This is a genomic window from Paenibacillus camerounensis (assembly GCF_000723885.1).
GTDB classification, from domain to species: domain Bacteria; phylum Bacillota; class Bacilli; order Paenibacillales; family Paenibacillaceae; genus Paenibacillus_AQ; species Paenibacillus_AQ camerounensis.
Genome location: NZ_CCDG010000148.1, coordinates 1 through 771, shown reverse-complemented (window position 1 = coordinate 771; position 771 = coordinate 1). Strand labels below are relative to the sequence as shown.

General features: G+C 49.0%; 1 protein-coding gene. It reads right to left on the bottom strand.

Features of this window, described 5'->3' with window-relative positions; all coding sequences use genetic code 11:
* Positions 1–47 precede the first annotated feature (47 nt).
* Entirely contained in the window at positions 48–728 is a 681-nt protein-coding gene (locus tag BN3772_RS30410; RefSeq protein ID WP_042204530.1) for a hypothetical protein, read from the bottom strand.
* Positions 729–771: the final 43 nt, after the last annotated feature.

Below are 771 nucleotides of genomic sequence, written 5' to 3'. Positions count from 1 at the left end.
CGAATCAGTGGCACTTTTGCCCTTCATTTCGGCATCCCGCATTCACTCTACCATAATCTGCTATCCATCATAGAGGGAATATACTCATATCGGCAGATCCTGCTGCTTCCGCTTGCCGGAACAGGCCTCAGTTTCCCCTTTTCACACAGCCGGGTTAAGGATTTACGTATAGTGCGCGGGTGAACCCCCAGCCCGTTCGCTAGATCTACAGGACGGATCATCCCGTTCCATCTTACCACTGCACGCATAATGTCCCTCTCCAGTCTGGTGTAGTGATGCTCTAACTCATCCGTATTTACCAGCAAACTTGGAGCCAGTAAGGACTTGAATAACGAAATGGTCAAATCCGGTGCCGATTCCAAATCATCATAGGGAACCGCAACTATCTGATAACCTGCTATTTGTAGATACGTTTCCCGGTTGAGCTCCTGCCTGTACCTGGTCCGGTCCATCTGCTGCACATGCGGTCCATAACCTTTTACCTCTATAGCTGCCTTTATCTCCCCCCGTTTCCACACAAAATCAACAAAGTACGGCCTTCCCCGCCAGTCCGAGACCTCATACTCAGGATGCAAATCATCCATATGACCAAAAATCGGCCACCATACCCGCTCTACGAACATCTTTTCACCATGACCGTGTCCTCGCTCAAGGCGGTCCAGACGTTCACCACTCCTCTGCTTCTTATGATAATCAATCCATTTCAAATGCTCCTCAGCAAATCCCATTATCCTATTCTCCTTTCCAACATAAAAAAGTCCCGCACCCCAA

Coding starts and splice junctions, on each gene's coding strand:
- BN3772_RS30410 (WP_042204530.1), bottom strand. CDS start 728: ATGGGATTTGCTGAGGAGCATTTGAAATGGATTGATTATCATAAGAAG.